At 44.7% G+C, this 18,303-nt stretch carries 17 protein-coding genes; 9 read left to right on the top strand and 8 right to left on the bottom strand.

The annotated features are described in order from the left end of the window. The first annotated feature begins 103 nt into the window (after positions 1-103). The 5 genes from CYLST_RS02530 (at position 104) to CYLST_RS02550 (ending at position 6,726) form a co-directional block, all read left to right on the top strand. A complete protein-coding gene (locus CYLST_RS02530) occupies positions 104-3,502 on the top strand; it encodes a phycobilisome rod-core linker polypeptide (RefSeq protein ID WP_015206132.1) in 3,399 nt (1,132 codons plus the stop codon). A 391-nt stretch (positions 3,503-3,893) separates the two neighbouring features. Further along, positions 3,894-4,379: an allophycocyanin subunit alpha gene (gene apcA / locus CYLST_RS02535; RefSeq protein WP_015206133.1), complete on the top strand. Its 486-nt coding sequence runs from the start codon at positions 3,894-3,896 to the stop codon at positions 4,377-4,379. Between the two features lie 43 nt (positions 4,380-4,422). Then, on the top strand, positions 4,423-4,911 hold the full coding sequence (gene apcB / locus CYLST_RS02540; protein ID WP_015206134.1) for an allophycocyanin subunit beta: 489 nt from the start codon (positions 4,423-4,425) through the stop codon (positions 4,909-4,911). A 213-nt stretch (positions 4,912-5,124) separates the two neighbouring features. Next, positions 5,125-5,328 carry a phycobilisome linker polypeptide gene (locus tag CYLST_RS02545; protein ID WP_015206135.1) on the top strand — a complete coding sequence of 68 codons (204 nt, stop codon included), beginning with the start codon at positions 5,125-5,127 and terminating at the stop codon, positions 5,326-5,328. Positions 5,329-5,523: 195 nt separating this feature from the next. Continuing rightward, complete coding sequence (locus tag CYLST_RS02550) at positions 5,524-6,726, top strand: FtsW/RodA/SpoVE family cell cycle protein (protein WP_015206136.1); 1,203 nt, start codon at positions 5,524-5,526, stop codon at positions 6,724-6,726. Positions 6,727-6,886: 160 nt separating this feature from the next. On the opposite strand, the gene CYLST_RS02555 is transcribed toward CYLST_RS02550, so the two are convergent. Beyond that, positions 6,887-7,267, bottom strand: coding sequence for a DUF423 domain-containing protein (locus CYLST_RS02555; protein ID WP_015206137.1), 381 nt, complete (start codon positions 7,265-7,267; stop codon positions 6,887-6,889). Positions 7,268-7,334: 67 nt separating this feature from the next. Then, positions 7,335-7,814 carry a hypothetical protein gene (locus CYLST_RS02560; protein ID WP_015206138.1) on the bottom strand — a complete coding sequence of 160 codons (480 nt, stop codon included), beginning with the start codon at positions 7,812-7,814 and terminating at the stop codon, positions 7,335-7,337. A gap of 268 nt (positions 7,815-8,082) precedes the next feature. Here CYLST_RS02560 and CYLST_RS02565 point away from each other — a divergent pair, with 268 nt between their 5' ends. Next, positions 8,083-9,354, top strand: a complete 1,272-nt coding sequence (locus CYLST_RS02565; RefSeq protein WP_015206139.1) for an RNA-guided endonuclease InsQ/TnpB family protein — start codon at positions 8,083-8,085, stop codon at positions 9,352-9,354. Positions 9,355-9,455: 101 nt separating this feature from the next. Here the strand turns inward: CYLST_RS02565 and bchM are convergent, their stop codons facing one another. Beyond that, positions 9,456-10,142: a magnesium protoporphyrin IX methyltransferase gene (bchM, locus tag CYLST_RS02570; protein ID WP_015206140.1), complete on the bottom strand. Its 687-nt coding sequence runs from the start codon at positions 10,140-10,142 to the stop codon at positions 9,456-9,458. An 86-nt stretch (positions 10,143-10,228) separates the two neighbouring features. Next, positions 10,229-11,383 carry an N-acetylglucosamine-6-phosphate deacetylase gene (nagA, locus tag CYLST_RS02575; protein WP_015206141.1) on the bottom strand — a complete coding sequence of 385 codons (1,155 nt, stop codon included), beginning with the start codon at positions 11,381-11,383 and terminating at the stop codon, positions 10,229-10,231. A gap of 79 nt (positions 11,384-11,462) precedes the next feature. Between nagA and purE the strand changes: the two genes are divergently transcribed. Continuing rightward, on the top strand, positions 11,463-11,981 hold the full coding sequence (gene purE, locus CYLST_RS02580) for a 5-(carboxyamino)imidazole ribonucleotide mutase (RefSeq protein WP_015206142.1): 519 nt from the start codon (positions 11,463-11,465) through the stop codon (positions 11,979-11,981). Between the two features lie 560 nt (positions 11,982-12,541). After that, positions 12,542-14,014 (top strand): ammonium transporter, encoded by a 1,473-nt coding sequence (locus CYLST_RS02585; protein ID WP_015206143.1) that lies wholly within the window; start codon positions 12,542-12,544, stop codon positions 14,012-14,014. Positions 14,015-14,237: 223 nt separating this feature from the next. Here CYLST_RS02585 and CYLST_RS02590 read toward each other — a convergent pair whose 3' ends face one another. The 4 genes from CYLST_RS02590 to CYLST_RS02605 form a co-directional block, all read right to left on the bottom strand. Continuing rightward, complete coding sequence (locus CYLST_RS02590) at positions 14,238-14,507, bottom strand: NIL domain-containing protein (protein ID WP_041233388.1); 270 nt, start codon at positions 14,505-14,507, stop codon at positions 14,238-14,240. Between the two features lie 25 nt (positions 14,508-14,532). Next, the gene (cysW, locus tag CYLST_RS02595; protein WP_015206145.1) at positions 14,533-15,366 is read right to left on the bottom strand and encodes a sulfate ABC transporter permease subunit CysW; all 834 of its coding nucleotides are present in this window, start codon (positions 15,364-15,366) and stop codon (positions 14,533-14,535) included. Further along, positions 15,353-16,222, bottom strand: a complete 870-nt coding sequence (cysT, locus tag CYLST_RS02600) for a sulfate ABC transporter permease subunit CysT (RefSeq protein ID WP_041233389.1) — start codon at positions 16,220-16,222, stop codon at positions 15,353-15,355. Before cysT ends, cysW begins: the two co-directional genes overlap by 14 nt. A gap of 116 nt (positions 16,223-16,338) precedes the next feature. Further along, a complete protein-coding gene (locus CYLST_RS02605; protein ID WP_015206147.1) occupies positions 16,339-17,484 on the bottom strand; it encodes a sulfate ABC transporter substrate-binding protein in 1,146 nt (381 codons plus the stop codon). 533 nt (positions 17,485-18,017) lie between these two features. Between CYLST_RS02605 and CYLST_RS02610 the strand changes: the two genes are divergently transcribed. Next, entirely contained in the window at positions 18,018-18,236 is a 219-nt protein-coding gene (locus tag CYLST_RS02610; RefSeq protein ID WP_041232927.1) for a hypothetical protein, read from the top strand. Positions 18,237-18,303: the final 67 nt, after the last annotated feature.

The following is an 18,303-nucleotide window of genomic DNA, read 5'->3' on the forward strand; positions in this document are numbered from 1 at the left end:
GCGGTACTCTAAAGACATAAGGCATATCCACGGTGATGTGTCAAGCTTCAAAACAACCCAGACTTAACACATAAATAATAATGATGGGAGTTTTACAAATCCAATGAGTGTTAAGGCAAGTGGTGGAAGCTCAGTTGCGCGTCCGCAACTATATCAAACCCTAGCTGTGGCGACAATTTCCCAAGCGGAACAACAAGACCGCTTTTTGGGAAATGGCGAACTGAATGAATTAGCAAGTTATTTTGCATCAGGTGCAAAGCGTCTAGATATTGCCCAGACGCTAACGGAAAATTCGGAGATTATTGTATCTCGGGCTGCCAACCGGATTTTTGTCGGTGGTTCGCCAATGGCTTTTTTAGAAAAGCCCAGAGAACGAGAGTTAGCAATGGCTACTGCTGGCGGTGGTGATGTTCAAGAGGGCATGAAGCTGGGAACTGTAACCTACGTTGAAAGTCGTGGTGGGTTCCTGGAAAATTTGCGCTCCATCTTTAACACCTCATCTGGCGGACCGACACCTCCAGGCTTTAGACCAATTAACATTGCCCGTTATGGTCCAAGCAATATGGCGAAGAGCTTACGGGACTTGTCGTGGTTCTTGCGCTATGCTACTTATGCGATCGTTGCTGGCGACCCCAATATCATCGTGGTGAATACACGAGGTTTGCGGGAAATTATTGAAAATGCCTGCTCTGGTGAAGCAACCCTGGTGGCTTTGCAGGAAATTAAAGCAGCGGCGCTTTCCTTTTTCCGTAAAGATGCTGAGGCAACAGAGATTGTGTCTCAGTACATGGATGTTTTGCTGACAGAATTCAAAGCACCCACACCTTCAACCAAACTACGCCAACGTCCCTCCGGTGACCAACAAGGGTTGCAACTGCCGCAGATTTATTTTAGTGCGGCAGAACGGCGTCCCAAGTATGTGATGAAGCCTGGGTTGTCATCTAGCGAAAAAAATGAGGTGGTCAAAGCAGCCTATCGGCAAATCTTTGAGCGCGACATTACCCGTGCTTACAGCTTGTCGGTATCCGACCTCGAATCTAAGGTGAAAAATGGCGACATCTCGCTCAAAGAGTTTGTCCGTCGTCTCGCAAAATCTCCCCTTTACCAAAAACAGTTTTACCAGCCTTTTATTAACAGCCGAGTTATCGAATTGGCTTTCCGTCATATTCTGGGACGGGGGCCAAGTAGCCGCGAAGAAGTACAAAAGTATTTCGCGATTATTTCCCAAGGTGGTCTAGCAGCCTTAGTAGATGCTTTGGTGGATTCTGAAGAATACTCAGACTACTTTGGCGAAGAGACAGTACCCTACATCCGGGGTTTGGGACAAGAAGCACAAGAATGCCGCAACTGGGGACAACAGCAAGACCTGTTTAACTACAGTGCGCCTTTCCGCAAGGTACCTCAGTTTATTACCACATTCGCTGCTTACGATCGCCCATTACCAGATCAACATCCCTACGGTTCTGGTAATGACCCCTTGGAAATTCAATTTGGGGCGATTTTCCCGAAAGAAACTCGTAACCCCAGCACCAGCCCGGCTCCTTTTGGTAAGGATACCAAACGCATCCTGATTCACCAAGGGCCTGGTATTAATAACCAAAATAGCAATCCCCAAGCGCGGGGTGTGGCTCCTGGTTCTTTTGGTCCCAAGGTGTTCAAGTTAGATCAACTTCCTGGCACTATTGGCAAAAAGGCTGCTAAGGGCGCGAGTGTCAAATTCTCTGAAAGCTCCACGCAGGCGATAATTAAAGCTACTTACCTGCAAGTTTTCGGTCGCGATGTCTATGAAGGTCAGCGCCTGAAAGTGCAAGAAATTAAGCTGGAAAACGGCGAAATTTCGCTGCGGGAGTTTGTGCGTGCTCTGGCTAAGTCGGATTTATTCCGCAGCTTGTACTGGACACCGCTGTATGTTTGTAAGGCAATCGAGTACATCCACCGCCGCTTGTTGGGTCGTCCGACTTACGGCCGTCAAGAAAACAATAAGTACTTTGACATTGCCTCTAAGAAGGGCTTTTACGCCGTAGTAGACGCCATCCTAGATACCCCAGAGTACAGTGAGGCATTTGGTGAAGATACGGTTCCTTTTGAACGGTATCTGACTCCTAGTGGTGAGGCTCTACGACGCTTACGGGTTGGCAGTATTCGCGAAGATGTCGGCGGCAAACTTGAGAAACAAGAAACGCCACGCTTTGTGGAACTGGGTACAGTCACAGAAGCGCGGACAGAACCGGATATTGAGTTCCGCATCAATCAAGGTGTGACAAAGGTGCGCGAACAGACGAAAGTCTTTAAGTTGGTGGCGGCTACTGGCGACAAAGTTGCCGTACAAACTTTGATCAGTGCTGCTTATCGCCAGATTTTTGAACGTGATGTGGCACCTTACATTGCTCAGAACGAATTCACTGCCTTAGTTAGCAAGCTGGGGAACGGTGAAATTTCCGTTAAGGAATTTATCGAAGGTTTGGGTTACTCGAACCTCTACCTGAAAGAATTCTACACACCTTACCCCAACACCAAGGTAATTGAGTTGGGAACTAAGCACTTCTTGGGACGAGCACCCATCGACCAGGCGGAAATCCGTAAATACAACCAGATTTTGGCTACTCAAGGTATTCGTGCCTTTATTGGTGCTCTGGTGAACAGTGCGGAGTATCGCGAGGTGTTTGGTGAAGATACAGTGCCTTACCGTCGCTTCCCAACCCTACCTGCGGCTAACTTCCCGAATACTGAAAAGCTTTACAACCAGCTAACTAAGCAGAATGATGATGTGGTTGTACCTAGCTTTAAGACAGTGAAGTCTCGTATCAAATCTGAAAATACGCCGATTTTGGCGCAGGCGATCGCAGACTTGGCAGCATCCGCGAAGCAAGTGGACAAGACTAAGCCCTTGTTCATTGAATTGGGTCGTTCTTACAACGATGGTCGTGGACAGTCGGTAGAAGTGGGTGTAGGTACGAGCCGCCGCAAACCAGTAAGGATTTACCGCCTCACCGATGGCACAAATCAACCAGAAAGGCAACAGGTAATCAACGCCATTTACGTTCAAGTGTTGGATGTATTTAGCGGTCAGATTCCCGATTATTACCGCCGGACTGAACTAGACAGCAAACTGCGTAACGGGGAAATTACCGTCCGTGAGTTTGTCCGTGAACTAGCTAGTTCAGAAATCTATCGCAAACGTTTCTATACGCCTTATCCCAACACCAAAGTGATTGAGTTCCTATTCCGTCACCTATTGGGACGCGCACCCGCCACTCAGGGCGAAATTCGCCAGTATAACAAGTTGCTGGCTGATAGCGGTTTGAGAGCGGCTGTAGAGGCGATCATCGATAGCCCAGAGTACGCCCGTTACTTTGGTGAAGATGTGGTGCCTTACCCACGCTTCCCATCGCTGCCAGCAGGTAACTACCTCGGCAGTGTACAGGCGGCAGCTGACTTGGTGAAACAATCCTGGTCTAGTTTGTCTCCCGCTGTCTTAACGGGACGAGCAGGCGATCGCTAAAACGCTACTCAGGGGAATTGGGGACTGGGGACTGGGGACTCTTAAAAATCTCTTACTCATTACCTATTACCCACCCAATACCCCTGAGAAACCTTTCGTAACAATGCTTTCAGATATCCCGAATCACAGTGAATCTGAAAAGCAATGTTACAAAGTGTTAAGAGCAGTCATAAATGCTCAACATAATGCCGGAAAATGTTTGGCGGAAGGTAGTTGAGTTTTAGCGCTTGTGTAGTTGATATTTACGCAAGCGATCGCGAAATTTACTAGCTATGGCAGTTTGTCAACTCCTGTATCTAAAAAACGAGCAAACAAAGCTACTCTAAACCAATTTTATAGTCGCACCAGTTTAATCAAATTCTGGTTTTATTAGTTTTGGAGGAATCCATTAATGAGTATCGTCACGAAAGCTATCGTGAATGCTGATGCAGAAGCCCGCTATCTCAGCCCTGGCGAGTTAGATCGGATTAAGAGCTTTGTTGGCAGTGGTGAACGCCGCCTCCGCATTGCTCAAGTTTTGACAGACAATCGCGAGCGTTTAGTTAAGCAAGCTGGCGACCAACTGTTCCAAAAGCGCCCTGATGTTGTATCTCCTGGTGGTAACGCTTACGGTCAAGAATTGACTGCTACCTGCCTGCGTGACTTGGACTACTACCTCCGCCTCGTTACCTACGGAATCGTTGCTGGTGATGTCACCCCCATCGAAGAAATTGGTATCGTTGGTGTTCGCGAAATGTACAGATCACTAGGCACTCCTATCGAAGCCGTTGCTGAAGGTGTTCGTGCAATTAAGAATGTAGCTACTGGTCTGCTGTCTGTTGAAGACGCTGCTGAAGCTGGTTCCTACTTTGACTACGTAGTTGGCGCCCTAGCGTAGGGTAAAACTGTTTCTCTACTCTTGGAAATAAGGAATTAACAAAATGGCTCAAGATGCAATTACCTCTGTAATTAACTCCGCAGACGTTCAAGGTAAATACCTTGACACCGCTGCTCTGGAGAAGCTAAAAGGCTACTTTTCAACTGGCGAACTGCGCGTCCGTGCTGCTGGCACCATCAGCGCTAACGCAGCTGCGATCGTTAAAGAAGCTGTAGCAAAATCTTTGCTGTACTCTGACATCACCCGTCCCGGTGGTAACATGTACACCACCCGTCGCTATGCTGCTTGCATCCGCGACTTGGATTACTACCTCCGCTACGCTACCTACGCTATGTTAGCTGGCGACACTTCCATTTTGGAAGAGCGTGTATTGAATGGCTTGAAGGAAACCTACAACTCCTTGGGTGTACCCATCGGTGCTACCGTGCAAGCTATCCAAGCAATCAAAGAAGTAACCGCTAGCTTAGTCGGTTCTGACGCTGGTAAAGAAATGGGCGTTTACTTAGACTATATCTCCTCTGGCTTGAGCTAAGAGCTAGTTTGCACTTAATAATTTAGGTGCGGCTTTATTAAGGTCTGGAAATCAATCGTGAGTGCTAGAACGTTCTATTGCTTATTGATTGTGAGTGTTAGCGGTCTAGTATTTACGCATGATTTCCAGCCTTGGAGTGATTAATTAAAGATTTGCACTCAAGATTTTGAGATAAAAAAAGTTTCCATAGCCACTTCAGGAGATTCAGAGAACATGTCCCGTTTATTTAAAATCACTGCTTGCATTCCTAGCCAAACCAGAATTCGCACCCAACGGGAACTGCAAAATACCTACTTCACCAAGCTAGTTCCCTATGAGAACTGGTTCCGCGAACAACAACGCATTCAAAAAGCAGGTGGCAAAATCGTTAAGGTAGAATTAGCAATCGGTAAGCAAGGTACTAATGCTGGGCTGTAGTAATTGCTATAAACCAAAGTTTATTTTAGTGAATTTTTAAGGGGTCTTTTACGACCTCTTTTTTTTTGAAGCATTGTTAAAACTACCATCTGTGCCATCTTATATTAATGGCGCAACCCAAGCGGTGCATCAGATTGAAAAAACCCGATAGCAAGCAGAAATTCTCAATCTAAAATTTATCCCCCTGAACTAATTGTGAAACTACGCCGCCTAATACCATTTTTTGATGATTCCGTAGCCAGCTGGGCTTTAGAGGCGCGGTTATTGCGTTGGTTAACATTGATTTGGCTGTTTGCCGGCTTAATCGTCCTATTTTCAGCATCCTATGCCATCGCTGATGCGCGTCATCATGATGGGTTGTACTACTTTAAACGTCAAATTCTTTGGGTCTTAGCTTCCTTCATCTTATTCAATATCATTGTTAATCTCCCCTTACGGAAAATTTTGGGGATATCTCATTGGTTTTTGATGGTATTTTTAATTTTAATTTTCGTCACCCTGATACCAGGATTAGGAAAAAAAGCTTTTGACGCAGCGCGGTGGATAGCCATCGGGCCAATACCCATTCAACCTTCAGAATTGATTAAACCCTTTTTAGTCCTGCAAAGTGCGCGGCTTTTTGGTCAGTGGGAACGACTGAGTTGGGGAGTTCGCTTGGCTTGGCTTGGTGTTTTCGGTCTTGTACTTTTAGGAATTCTCGCCCAGCCTAACCTGAGTACAACAGCACTCTGCGGTATGACAATTTGGCTCATTGCCCTAGCGGCTGGGTTGCCTTACAAGTACCTAGGCGGAACAGCCGTCGGTGGAGTCCTTTTAGCATTACTCAGTATTAGCATCAAAGAATATCAGCGGAAGCGGGTGATGTCCTTCCTCAATCCTTGGGCTGATGCTACAGGGGATGGTTACCAGTTGGTACAAAGTTTGCTAGCCGTAGGTTCTGGTAGAACTTGGGGTGCTGGATTTGGACTTTCCCAACAAAAGCTATTTTATTTACCAATTCAGGACACCGATTTTATTTTTGCAGTGTTCGCCGAGGAGTTTGGCTTTGTTGGTAGTACGCTGCTGTTGATCCTCTTAGGATTATTTGCCACTTTAGGATTAATTGTGGCACTGAAGGCAAAAAATCCAGTACATCGACTAGTGGCGATTGGTGTGACAACGGTCATGGTAGGACAATCATTGCTGCATATTGGCGTTGCTACAGGTTCCTTACCAACTACTGGCTTACCCTTGCCCATGTTTAGTTATGGTGGTAATTCCATGATTGCTAGTTTGGTAGCCGCTGGGTTGCTGATTAGAGTAGCACGCGAAAGTAGTGAAGCAGAAGTGGTACCTTTGCGGAGTAACGAGTCTGAAAATGGGCGTAGACGGCGGATGTTTCCTAAAAATAAAGTCTAATATCTCGCAGAGATTCCAGGCAGTAATAGACTTCGAGTCAAAAATCCTGGTTGATTATTTTTAACCACAGATAAACACAGATAATTCAGGACGTGTTTATCGATGTTTATCTGGTTCATTGGGAATTTCGGGATTTGCTTTCTGCTTCTCTTAAGAGATCTTAAAACTTCAGACTCCCAGCGGCCAAAGCTAAAGCACCCCACCCAGACATCAATGCTACTCCCCCCAGTGGTGCGATCGCTCCCAAGGATTTTACACCACTTAAACTCAAGGCGTACAAGCTACCTGAGAAAATCGTCACACCAATAATAAATAGCCACCCACTAGCTATTAAAGCAGTTGGTGGCGCTGGGGTGCGGCTAATGAGTAGGGCGACTAACAACAGTGCTAAAGCGTGGTACATTTGGTAGCGAGCGCCAACTTCAAAAATTTCTAGCGATCGCTCAGTGAGTTTTTCCCGCAAGGCATGGGAAGCAAAAGCACCACCGGCAACAGACAAACCGCCGAAAATGGCAGCTATGGTGACAAAAATCTGCGTCATAAGACTTAGCCGTAAATTGGTGTAGAGTTAACGGGGTAGAGCTAAGAATTCCTTCCGGGGAATTCAATTAGACATCAAAATGATATGATACCGCCCCTTCTTCATTCACTTTAAAATTGGCATTGAATTCTTTAGCTTTCTCATCTAAATATTGTCTAGCAGCTGCTGCTGGTAGTTGCGACTGCATCGCAAAACCTAACACAGTGACGCGTCCATGATTTTGTTGCAGCATTTGATAAAATTGCGATTGCAAGCGATCGCACTCCTGTTGATTAATCGCTTTTTTATTTCTTCGGCTTTCGCGGTACAACCCCAACGCTAACCATCCCCCCAAAATAAAGTTAGGGACACCAAAAATTAAACCACTAACGGCCCTATTATCATTCTCATTAGTGGAATTTGGTGCATAAAAATCATAATCGTCTATAGGTATTTTAATTCCCTTCTGGGTATTAGCTTCCTCAAGTGCCGCTGAGACTGATAGCGTCAAAAACATGAATCCGAGTGTGAGTAACCAACCAGCGGCCAATTTTTCAGCAGTCTTCATATTTCCACAACAGAATTAAACCTTGCTTGCGATTTTAACAGTTCGCGGAAGTCCCCATCTTCAAGGTACTCCTAAGATGGGGATTGTGAGCGGGTGATGAGGATTACATCTGGAATTGATTTTTTACAAAGTAAAAACAAATTCTGGATGGATGACGAATCACCCTGACGGGATACCCAACGCGCTGGCTCACCAATTATTTTCTTTAATTAGTTTAACACAATATATATTTGTGCTAAAATACCGATAATCAGGAGGTGATGTGGAAGTGCGACACAAGGCTGTTTTAGTCCGTTTATACCCAACAACAGAACAAGTACAACAATTAGCACAGGCTTTTGGTTGTGCGCGTTGGTGGTGGAATTATGCACTAAATAAATCTATCGAGACTTATAAAGAAACGGGCAAAGGACTTAGCCGCGTGGCACTCAACGCACTTCTTCCTTCACTCAAGAAAGCTGAAGATACAGTATGGTTAGCCGATTGTTATAGCCAGGTTTTGCAGGCTACAACACTGAATCTGACCACTGCGTACAAAAACTTTTTTGAGAAACGTGCAGGTTTCCCTCTTTTCAAATCTAAACATCGTAAACAGTCAATTCAGTACCCTCAATACGTCAAAATTGTAGATGGCAATGTCAAACTCCCCGGCAACGTTGGGATAGTCAAAGCCAAAATACATAGACCGATTGAGGGAAAAATCAAGACTGTTACCGTAAGCAAAACACCATCAGGTAAATATTTTGCATCTATCCTGACGGAGATAGAGGGCGATTTCCCCACAACATCTGAAGCAGCCACTGCTCGACTAGGGGTTCCCGGCATAAAGCAAGTGGCGTGTAAAATCTATGGCATTGACTTAGGGTTGAAACACTTTGCAGTTGTCACTGATGGCGAAAAAGTGTCTAAATACGATAACCCTAAACACCTTGCCAAGCATGAGAAAAACCTTAAACGCAAGCAACAAAAGTTAGCACGTAAGCTCCAAGGGAGTAATTCAAGATCCAAATATAGAAAAGTTGTTGCCAAAGTGTACGAGCGAGTTAGTAACTCACGACAAGATTTTCTACATAAACTTAGTTATAAGTTGGTCAGCGATAGCCAAGCTGTCATAGTAGAGAACCTTCATGTCAAAGGCATGGTACGCAATCATAATTTGGCCAAGTCAATATCTGATGCAGGCTGGGCAACATTCACCAATTTTTTAGCTTACAAACTGGAACGTAACGGCGGAAAGTTGGTTGAGATCGATAGATGGTTTCCCAGTTCTAGACTCTGTTCTCATTGTTTCACTTCAGTTGGCGAGATGCCATTGGCTGTCCGTGAATGGACTTGTCCTCATTGTGGTACTCATCACGACCGAGACGGGAACGCAGCGATAAATATTAGAGCAGAAGGCATCAGAATGCTCAAGGCGGAAGGTTCAGCCGTCTCTGCTGTAGGAGGGCAGATAAGTCCTAAGCTTGGGCGGAAGTCTAAGCTTAGGCACTCCCCTGTGATCACAGAAGCTCAGACTTCAGCCCTAGGCAAGTCTGAGTAGTTCACCCTCACTTCCTCCAAGCTTCCGGTAAGATTCCAAATGCCGTGGTATTACTCAAATCGCAGCAAAAATATAGTATTTATTTTGCCGCGATTTTTCTCTTACTTACGTGTTGCTTCCAGCAAGCGAGAAAAGTAGAAGCGAGTTTTAGTCATCGACTGTCGTTGGATGGAAAAACCGTTACTTTCCAGTATTTTCACAACGTCAGCCTCCCGGTGCAAATAGGCACGAGTTGCTTTACTCGGCCCTGGAAAGAAACTGCCAATTTTCTTGAGTATAGTCAGGGCACAGGTTTTTGGTGCAAAACTGAGAATAATCCGCGATTGCGCCAAAGAACAAAGGTGAGAAATCATCTCATCTGCTTTTTCTTGGGGGTAGTGGATGAGAACATCGAGACAAATCACGGTGTGATAACTACCACTCAAAGATTCCAAATCCTGCACAGCAAAAGTGGGATTTTCGGCGGTTCCCAAAGTGGCTAAACCTCTTTCTTTGGCTTCTGTCACCATTTTTTCGGATATATCACTGGCATATATCTTGGCGCCATCTGTTGCTAAGGGAATACTGAGACTACCCACACCACAGCCAGCATCACAGATTGATAACGCTGCTAAATTGTTATCAGCTTTCAGCCAGCCGATGACTGTATCCACAGTTTGCTGGTGTCCAGTGCGGATATCTAGCTGGACTTTGTTAACTTCGCCATCACCGTAGATGCGTTTCCAGCGGTCAAACCCTGTGGAATTGAAATACTCGCGAACTATCGTTTTATCGTCGGCTGCGTTCATGAAGCTTAATCTTGAATGGTTCCCAATCTTTCAAATTATAGATTTTTCAGGATGATGTCTCACCCAATCGTGCAAAGATGCAAAGTTTAGCTTAATCTTTGCCAAGTTAGTTCTTTTGTAGCTTCATCGTCATGCCAGCGCAATAAATTAGCGGGTTGATTTGGGGAAATTCCCGGTAAACTAATTGCCAAGCGGGGGGCATCTGTAGCTAGGAATATAGCATTCTCAACATCACTTATCCCCCACTTGACTAAATTTTGCACCCCTACTAATAAGGGTAAAGTCGTCCCCGATAAAGTGCCATCGGCTAATCTGGCGGTACCGTTGATAATTTCAATTTGCCGACTATCCCAAGGATACACCCCATCGGGTAATCCTAAAGGAGAGAGGGCGTCGCTAACGAGGAATAACCCTTTACTGGCACCGAGGAGAATTTGCAACATGATCGGCGAAACGTGCTGACCATCAGCAATCAAGCTACACATGACATCAGGATGGGTAATTGCTGCGCCTAATAACCCTGGTTCACGGTGATGCAATGGTGGCATGGCGTTGAAAGCATGAGTTACCATTGTGGCACCTAGGGCAAAGGCTTGTTGGGCTTGCTCTGCTGTTGCTTGAGAATGTCCTAAACTGACGGTAATTCCTAAAGAACGCAAATATGGAATTACTTCGCCAGTCCTGTCTAACTCTGGTGCTAAGGTAATGACTTTGACAACATGGGCATAATCACCTAAAACCCGCTTCACTTCATTCATGGTGAGGGGTAACAGGTACTCTGCTGGATGTGCGCCACGCTTACCGTAGTTTAAAAATGGACCTTCTAGATGGACTCCGAGAATCTGGGCACCTGAACCCGCTGTAAGATTAGCAATGACGGCTAGCGATCGCTGAATATTTTCTACAGAAGTTGTCACCAGGGTTGGCAAATATCCATCTACGCCGACATCCCACAAAAATTGGGAAATTTCTGGGATAATGTGAGCATTTTCAGCTGATAAGTCGGGAAATGCTAAACCCAAAGCGCCGTTAATTTGCAAATCAACGCCACCCAAGGAAATCCAGTCACCAGCGACATCCAACACTTGCGAGTCTTTGGCTGGAACTGTGCCCATTGGCAGAATCTGCTCAATTATCCCGAATTGGTTAATCGAGAGCATCTGCAAATCTTGATAACCTGGTACTCGTGCGTTGATAATATCTAGGTTTGTCGGGATGAGGTTTTGTGTCGCTGTGATCATACAATCTGACTTTATACTGTCTAAACAGTGATATTTATCAAGATAGAGTTTAATTTTGAATTTTGAATTTTGAATTATTATGAGTCCCCAAATCGGTATTATTATGGGCAGCGATTCTGATTTGCCTACGATGAAAGAAGCGATCGCAGTTTGTGCAGAATTTGCCGTTGAGTACGAAGTGGCGATCGTTTCTGCCCACCGTACCCCTCAACGGATGGTGGAATATGCACAACTTGCACACCAACGCGGACTTAAAGTAATTATCGCTGGCGCGGGCGGTGCAGCTCATCTCCCCGGTATGGTAGCATCTTTAACGCCATTACCCGTAATTGGCGTACCCGTAGCCACCCGTAACTTGCAAGGCGTTGATTCATTGTATTCAATTGTCCAAATGCCAGATGGTATCCCCGTAGCCACAGTGGCGATCGGTAATGCTAAAAATGCCGGACTTTTAGCAGTGCAAATTTTGGCTACCCAGCAACCAGAATTAATGCAAAGAGTCCAAGAATATCGCCAAACCCTATCCGAATCGGTAATAGTAAAACAAGCCAAACTCGAACAACTCGGTTATGAGCAATATTTAAAACAGATGTTCTAGGAATTACACATAGAACTTTCTAATTATAACAGCCTCCGCAGAGATGCAAATGAGCATTCTTTTAGAGTAACTTTGTTGACTATTTTTCAGCAATTACTTCGGTATTTGCTGTCCTTTAATGGTGAGCAAAAGTAAAGTAATTAATTTTTTAGAGAAAGTTAATAAAAATTTGCTCTTATATTCTGAACACAGCAAATCCCGATGGTGTAAGGAATATAAGTCGATTTTCTGATGCTCTCAGAGTATTAATTGTGACTACATTTAAAATAATGTATTTTTGGCTACAGATTTTTTTATTTTAGTAAATAGAAAATCAGTCAAATTAATCTGTTTATGCATAAGCGTAAAAGGTTAATTTATTTTTCGCTCAACCAGGCTTATTGATAAGCCTTAAAAAACCTGTAAATTTCAGAAAAACTAAACAACTGACAAAGACCATGAGACAAATATTTTCCAAAAGTTTTGTTTAAACCTTGTTTAATTACCCTAATTAAATTAATTTGTTTTGGTAAGCATTTTACGAACATCAATTACAGCTTTTCTAGCAGGAAAAATCAGCAATGAATAAGCGTATTAGACCCTGGCACCGCCTACTGGCGCTAGCGATAGGTTCAATGGTGTTTGCAGTTTGTGCCCCGACAGTTGTCCAGGCGGCAGATCCTCCAACCCTCAACTCTTTAGCAGAAACAACAACAAAGTTACAAATTTCCATTGATACTACCTGGGTACTACTAACCGGATTTTTAGTATTCTTCATGCAAACCGGCTTTTCGATGTTAGAAGCAGGTTTGCTCCGCCAAAGAGGTGTAGTTAATGCCTTATTGGAAAACTTCATTGATGCTGCTGTCACCATTTTGGTGTGGTGGGGTGTCGGCTTTGGTATCGCTTTTGGTACAAGTGCTGGCGGATTTTTTGGTACAGATACCTTTTTCCTCAGCCAGCTACCAGTAGACGGTGTATTTCCGATGGGGACTGTACCAGGCATTCCCTCACAGCTAAACGCCTATACCTTGTTTTTCTTCCAGTTTGCCTTCGCTGCAACTGCCAGTACGATCACAACTGGTTCTATGGCTGGAAGAACGGACTTTGTTGGTGATTTAATCTACAGCGCCGTTATGGGTGGCATCAGTTACCCAATCATCGTCCATTGGGTTTGGAATGCTAACGGCTGGTTAGCCAAAATGAGTTTCCATGACTTTGCAGGTAGTTCTGTCGTTCACAGCGTCGGTGGTTGGACAGCGCTAGTTGGTGCTTATTTACTTGGCCCGCGTCCTGGTCGTCCAGCTTGGGGAATAATCCCACCAGCGCATAATTTGGGTTTAGCGACCTTGGGAACGATGATTCTTTGGTTTGGCTGGTACGGGTTCAACCCAGGTTCTACCCTTGGTACTGGTAATCCAGGCTTAATTGGTTTAGTTACCATTAATACCACCATTGGGGCTGGTGCTGGTGCTATTGCGGCGATACTTTATCAATACTTCCGTTCAGGTAAGTGGGATTTAGTTTATTGTCTGAACGGTTCTCTAGCGGGATTAGTAGGGATTACTGCTGGTTGCGCTTTTATCGCACCTTGGGCTTCAGTGGTAATTGGACTCACTGGTGGGATTTTGGTAGTCTGGGGAATTGATTTTGTGGAATCACTCCACATTGATGACCCAGTGGGAGCCTTCGCCGTTCACGGCATTAATGGCATGATGGGTACGATCGCCATCGGCTTATTTGGTCAGTCAGAACTAACTCTGAACAAAAAAGCTGGGCTATTTTTAGGCGGTGGCTTTGATTTGCTAGGCATTCAACTTTTAGGTATAGTGGCGATCTGCCTTTTCACTATTGCCTTTGCCTTTTTGATGTTCGGTGGACTCAAAGCAATCGGCCACCTGCGTGTAGATCCCGAAGCTGATCGCGTCGGTATCGATGCTTATGAACACGGCGCGACAGTTTGGCCAGATGTCTATGCAGTTGAGCAATTTGTCGAAGAAGAAGAAAAACATCGCTCTCAGAAACCTGGAGTCGGTACCTTTGATAGTGAATAAATCAGGAATGCTTTGAATATTAAAAAATCCACGGTAGTTAAAGTGTGTTGCATAGCTTGTTTCCCACCTTCTACCGGATTTTTTGGCTAAAAAAACAAGATCCCCGACTTCTTTAAGAAGTCGGGGATCTGTGGTATTGGATAAGACAGATGCAAACCTGGAGACTCAGATGAAATCTGAATTTCTTGATTTTTAAGTTTTAATTTTTAATTTTTAATTGGTATTACCAATCACCCGCCTTAGTCTCATCCCAAACTTCCAACTCCAAATCGTGGAGATAAGTCAACCCATTTTGAATTTGGGTTTCTGTTCCTTGTAACTCCAGGTTAAACCAACCATCACCAACAGCATTGGCAGCCAAAAGCGCCGCCGTAATATTCACAGTCAGTCCGTAGTTAGACACCAGGCGAGAAATGACAGGTTCCTGATGATAGTCGTTAGGAACTCTGACCTGAATCCGTTTGCGGATCAGCGTATTGTGATCACTGGCCATATCAAAAATTAACCCCTTGGTTGTGCTATTCAACATCTTTAATGCTGGTTTTGCGTTCGAGAATTTCCTTCAGCACCAAAGTTACGACTGCTAGCAATCCCAACAACACAGCGGCAGAGAAGGCAGCTTCTGTTTCATACTGTTTATAAGCGTCCTCAACAAATAGTGGTAAACTCTGGGTTGTATTAGCAATGTTGCCAGATACCACGGAAACCGCCCCAAATTCACCCATTGCTCTGGCATTGGTCAAGATTATTCCGTAGAGTAAGCCCCAACGGATACTTGGCAGGGTAACGCGCCAAAATATTTGCCAATCGTTTGCACCTAAGGTTTTAGCAGCTTCTTCTTGGTCGCTGCCAAATTCTTCTAACACCGGAATTACTTCCCTGGCAACAAATGGCATACTCACGAATGCTGTAGCCAAGATCATGCCAGGAAAGGCAAAGACAATCTGGATATTATGCTCCTGGAGCCAAGGGCCAAACCACCCCTGCCGCCCATAAAGTAGCACAATCATTAATCCGGCAACAACTGGCGAGATGGAAAAAGGCAGGTCAATAATGCTCAAAACTATAGCGCGTCCGGGGAACTTATGGCGGGCGATGGCCCAAGCTGCACATAATCCAAACACAGTATTTATCGGCACTGCAATCACAGCCAGTATCAGCGTTAGCCAAGCTGCGTGAATAAATTCAGGTCGCGTTAAGTTGGCAAAAAATGGGCCTACTCCCTTGTGGAAAGCTTGGATAAAAACGTTGATAGCAGGGATATATTGAACTAGGGCTAAATAGGCGATCGCAATTCCAATCAAAACCGTCGGTACCCAACTCTGCTGCTGTTTCGCTCTATCTCTGGTCATATCTTCTTGCCCACGCTTGTAAGAAATTAATTGCCAGTAGCAGCACCAAGGAAATTGCTAATAGAACTATACCGATTACAGTTGCACCAGAATAGTCATACTGCTCTAAGCGTTGGAAAATCAGCACAGGTGCGATCAAATCTTGGAAAGGGGTATTAGAAGAGATAATTACCGTCGAACCATACTCCCCAACAGCACGGGAAAAACCCAAGGCCATTCCCGTCAAAATTGTCGGAAATAAAGGCGGTAAAATCACTTTCCAAAAAGTTTGCCATTGAGAAGCACCCAAACACCAGGCAGCTTCTTCAATCTCATGTTCCATTTCCTGAAGTACAGGTTGTACAGTCCGCACCACAAAAGGCAGCGAGATAAATATCATCGCCACTGCTACACCCAAACGGGTAAAGGATACCTTAATTCCCAGTGGTGCCAGCAGTGAACCAATCCAGCCGTTATCGCTGTAAACCGTTGCCAGTGTTAATCCAGCGACCGACGTTGGCAAGGCAAAGGGTAAATCCACTGTGGCATCAATTATCCGTTTGAACGGAAAGTTGTAGCGGACTAAAACCCAAGCTATCAGAGTCCCAAAAACGCCATTGAGCAAAGCCGCACAAATTGAGGTAACAAAAGTGACGTTGTAGGTTGCTAGTGCGATCTCACTGGTAGCGATTTCCCAAAATTTAGTGGGAGGTACTGTACTCGCTTTCAGAAACATGGCAGCGATGGGAACAAATAACATCACTGTCAGATATGCCAGGGTAATCCTCCAAGTCCAGGGAAGCCGAATCAATTGATCTAAGAACGTTTTCCAGACTGGAGTTTTACCGTTAACTTGTATAGAAGGAGATAGACTCATAAACAATTCAAAATTTACGTAAGTTGCCGCTAGGGGCAGGGTATCCCCGCCCATAAAGTTATCAGTTGCTTCTTTTTTCACTGACAACTGACAACTGACCAGTGAGCATTAACTAATTACCGTTTCTTTTGGGCTTGAATCTTGTCAAAAAGAGCACCGTCTGCGAAGAACTGCTTATCCACAGCCTCCCAACCGCCAAAGTCCTGAACCGTACCCAGAGTTTTCACTTTAGGAAATTTATCTGCAACTTCCTTCGTTTGGGCTAAAGTCTGATCCGCAGGTCTGAATCCCAATTTGACAAACTCCTGCTGTGCCTCTGGAGTATAGAGAAATTTGATAAAACCTTCAGCTACTTCACGGTTACCGTGTTTATCGACGTTTTTATCCACCACGGCGATGGGATTATCGATGGAGATATTGACATCAGGAACTACATAATCAACCTTCTCGCCTTTTTGTTGTGCCAGGATAATTTCGTTTTCGTAGTTGATTAGGGCATCCCCTTGACCTTGCTTGGCAAATGTATCCGTGGCTTCGCGAGCATCTTTTGTTAGAATTGGTACATTATTGTAAACCTTGGTCACAAATGCAGTCGCTTTCGCCTCATCTCCCCCAGTTTTAATCACGGAATTCCACAGCGCTAAGAAATTCCACTTAGCAATACCTGATGTTTTGGGATCAGCGGTAATTAGTTTTACTCCGTCTTTCTCCAAATCGGCCCAGGCCTTGATACCTTTGGGGTTACCTGGGCGAGTGATTAGTGCTGCCACAGATCTGGAGACAATGCCATTGTTGGGAACTTCCTTTTCCCATCCTGGCTGAATCAATCCAGCTTTTTCAATCTTTGCTGTGTCTCCCGCCAGTGCCAAGTGGACAACATCTGCTTCCAAACCATCGATCACGGCGCGAGTTTGGGAACCAGACCCTCCATAGCTTTGCTTGAAGGTGACAGTTTGGTTATGGTCTTTCTTCCACTGTGCCACAAATTTAGGAATGATCGCTTCATGCGCTGCCTTGGTGACGGCAAAGGACACGAGGGTTAATTCCACATTCTGTTTATTGTTGGCAACAGGATTAGCCGCAGGGGTTTCGCTGGTAGAATTACTTACGTTTCCCCCAGAACAGGCGGCAAGTGCCACACTCAAGACCGTCCCTACCAAAAAGAGTGATACAAAGCCATTGAGCGAATTTAGCCTGAACCGATTGGTTCTCTGTTCGGCAATAAGTTGCAATCGTTTCAGTTGGCGCTGCCACAAACTCATTCTCTCTTCTCCTCTAAATCTACAGTTCATCGCTGGGAATACAGTATATATAGTTCATGGTAATGGATGATTGCAAGTATCCGATCGCCAATGTCGGCAAAAACCTCACATTTTCGATAGGGAATATGGGGATTGTAGCAGTTTGATGGCGAATTTAAATTGATCTGAGTTCTAACTGTCAACTTATCATCACAATCAGCCAGTGGGTTTTGCTCCTTCAAGAACATCTACCTCCAGAAGATCTTCACGAATGCGATCGCATTTATGAAGAGCTGATTTAACTTTCGTCAGAGAAAATTTGTACCCTTGATTCTCTCGTTAATTTTGTCAATGGGCAGGATCATCAAAACTTTAAGGGTTCTGGAGACGTAAAACCCCATAATTGATATGTTCTTTAAAAAACATCTATCTAAAGAGATATAAAAGGGGATGTTTTATTAGTCTGAAGGTAGATACTTGTAGTCTTACCTATCCTTTATATTCCTTAATGTTGAATTAGCCTTAGATCATCCCAGACAGCAAGTCAGGGCTGTGTGAAAGTTTCTGAAAAATCAAAACTCAGATCGCAAATTATGGTGATTTTGTACGGTGTAGAAATGCCAGACTCAAGCAAATTCTCAGAAGTCTGCGCTCATCAGGACGTGGGCCGATTGCCCATCGCCTCAAGCTTTACTTTACAAACAGCCCATAGTAGATGGCTTGATACTCGTACTGATAGTCCCACTTCTATTAATTCAGACAAGGCTGGATAGTAACCTTACTTTAGCCTGTGATGAAGATCACATAGTCTCAGGGTAACCATCATATCTTGGCTTACTT

Origin of the sequence: Cylindrospermum stagnale PCC 7417, from assembly GCF_000317535.1 — a bacterium.
GTDB lineage: Bacteria > Cyanobacteriota > Cyanobacteriia > Cyanobacteriales > Nostocaceae > Cylindrospermum > Cylindrospermum stagnale.

Coding starts and splice junctions, on each gene's coding strand:
- CYLST_RS02530 (WP_015206132.1), top strand. CDS start 104: ATGAGTGTTAAGGCAAGTGGTGGAAGCTCAGTTGCGCGTCCGCAACTA.
- apcA (WP_015206133.1), top strand. CDS start 3,894: ATGAGTATCGTCACGAAAGCTATCGTGAATGCTGATGCAGAAGCCCGC.
- apcB (WP_015206134.1), top strand. CDS start 4,423: ATGGCTCAAGATGCAATTACCTCTGTAATTAACTCCGCAGACGTTCAA.
- CYLST_RS02545 (WP_015206135.1), top strand. CDS start 5,125: ATGTCCCGTTTATTTAAAATCACTGCTTGCATTCCTAGCCAAACCAGA.
- CYLST_RS02555 (WP_015206137.1), bottom strand. CDS start 7,267: ATGACGCAGATTTTTGTCACCATAGCTGCCATTTTCGGCGGTTTGTCT.
- CYLST_RS02560 (WP_015206138.1), bottom strand. CDS start 7,814: ATGAAGACTGCTGAAAAATTGGCCGCTGGTTGGTTACTCACACTCGGA.
- bchM (WP_015206140.1), bottom strand. CDS start 10,142: ATGAACGCAGCCGACGATAAAACGATAGTTCGCGAGTATTTCAATTCC.
- nagA (WP_015206141.1), bottom strand. CDS start 11,383: ATGATCACAGCGACACAAAACCTCATCCCGACAAACCTAGATATTATC.
- purE (WP_015206142.1), top strand. CDS start 11,463: ATGAGTCCCCAAATCGGTATTATTATGGGCAGCGATTCTGATTTGCCT.
- CYLST_RS02585 (WP_015206143.1), top strand. CDS start 12,542: ATGAATAAGCGTATTAGACCCTGGCACCGCCTACTGGCGCTAGCGATA.
- CYLST_RS02590 (WP_041233388.1), bottom strand. CDS start 14,507: ATGGCCAGTGATCACAATACGCTGATCCGCAAACGGATTCAGGTCAGA.
- cysW (WP_015206145.1), bottom strand. CDS start 15,366: ATGACCAGAGATAGAGCGAAACAGCAGCAGAGTTGGGTACCGACGGTT.
- cysT (WP_041233389.1), bottom strand. CDS start 16,222: ATGAGTCTATCTCCTTCTATACAAGTTAACGGTAAAACTCCAGTCTGG.
- CYLST_RS02605 (WP_015206147.1), bottom strand. CDS start 17,484: ATGAGTTTGTGGCAGCGCCAACTGAAACGATTGCAACTTATTGCCGAA.